This window comes from Xanthomonas sp. SHU 166 (assembly GCF_000364685.1).
Lineage (GTDB): Bacteria > Pseudomonadota > Gammaproteobacteria > Xanthomonadales > Xanthomonadaceae > Xanthomonas_A > Xanthomonas_A sontii.
The window spans coordinates 1-1713 of sequence record NZ_AQOJ01000874.1; the positions used below are offsets into that span (position 1 = coordinate 1).

A 1713-nucleotide genomic window follows, 5' to 3' on the forward strand; every position below is an offset into this window, starting at 1 on the left:
TCGATGCCGACGGCAAGCCGGTGCTGGTCGGTGCCAATGCCGGCGAGAACGCCACCGCGCTCGGCGCGGGCGCGCAGGCGACGGGCAGCGTCGCCACCGCCACCGGCTACGGTGCGCAGGCCACCGGCGACCACAGCACCGCCGGCGGCTACAAGGCGCGTGCGACCGGCAACTACAGCCTCGCGCAGGGCGACAACGCCTGGGCCAGCGGCGAGGACGCCAGTGCGGTCGGCGCCTACGCCTGGGCGACGGCCGATGGCGCGTCGGCGTTCGGGACCTCGGCCTGGGCCACCGGCACCAATGCCTCGGCGTTCGGTACCGGGGCGTGGGCCAGCGGCAGCGGCGCCACCTCGATCGGCTTCAACAGCTGGGCGCCGGGGCTGAGCGCCACCGCGGTCGGTCGCGGCGCGTTCGGCTACGGCAACTACAGCGTAGCGATGGGCTTCCAGGCGCTGGGCAACCAGGTCAACACCATCGCCATCGGCACCAACACCGTGGCCGACGCGGAAAGCGCGATCAGCATCGGTGCCGGCAGCGAGGCCACCGCCGCCAATGCGGTGGCGCTGGGTGCCGGGGCGGTCGCCGACCGTGCCTACAGCGTGTCGGTGGGCAGCGCCGGGCAGGAGCGGCAGATCACCAACGTGGCCGCCGGCACCGAGGCCACCGATGCGGTCAACGTGGCCCAGCTCGACGCGGTCAGGCAGACCGCCGACACCACCGCCAAGTATTTCCAGTCCAGCGGCAGCGACGCCAGCGATGCCGGCGCCTACGTCGAGGGCGCCAATGCGATCGCCGCCGGCGAAGGCGCCAATGCCATCGGCAACGGTGCCAGCGCACTGGGCAGCGGCGCCACCACGCTCGGCGGCAACGCCACCGCGGTCGGCAGCAACGCCACCGCCGTCGGCGCCTCGGCAACGGCGGTCGGCGGCGCGTTGTCGATCGTCGACGAGAACGGCGAGGTGTTGCTGGAAGGCACCACCACCGCGGCCGAGCAGGGCGCCAGCGCGTTCGGCGCCGGCGCGCAGGCCAATGGCGCGTTCTCCACCGCACTGGGCACGGCGGCACGCGCCGACGGCCTGCAGAGCACCGCTACCGGTTTCTCCGCTGCCGCCACCGGGCTGGCCGCGACCGCCAACGGCGGCTTCAGCCAGGCCGGCGGCGATTTCGCTTCCGCGGTCGGCTACGGCGCCAACGCCAGCGGCGGCAATGCCGTGGCGCTGGGCTATTCGAGTCTGGCCAGCGGGGCGTCCAGCACCGCGGTCGGCGGCAGCGTGCTCGGCCTGTTCACCACCGAGGCGCAGGGCGAGGGCGGCAGCGCATTCGGCGCCGGCGCCTGGGCCAACGGTGCGTTCTCCACCTCGGTCGGCTGGCTCAGTTCGGCCGATGGCGCGTCCAGCGCCGCGTTCGGCGCCGCGTCGTGGGCGCAGGCCGACGATTCCACCGCGCTGGGCTATGGCGCCAAGGCCGCGGCCAGCGGCAGCGTCGCGCTCGGCAAGGGATCGGTCGCCGATCGCGCCGACACGGTGTCGGTGGGCAGTGCCGGCAAGGAGCGGCAGATCGCCAACGTCGCCGCCGGCACCGAAGGCACCGATGCGGTGAACCTGGACCAGCTCGACGCGGTCAAGCAGGTGGCCGACGGCACCGCGCGGCTGTTCGCCGGCAGCGGCGACGGCACCGCGCTGGCGCAGGGCCAGCAGGCCACCGCCGCCGGCG

1 pseudogene is annotated in these 1713 nt (G+C 74.5%); it reads left to right on the top strand.

Annotated features, from left to right (window positions below):
• Nucleotides 1–1713: pseudogene (locus D180_RS19920) on the top strand (cell surface protein); the annotation flags it as partial.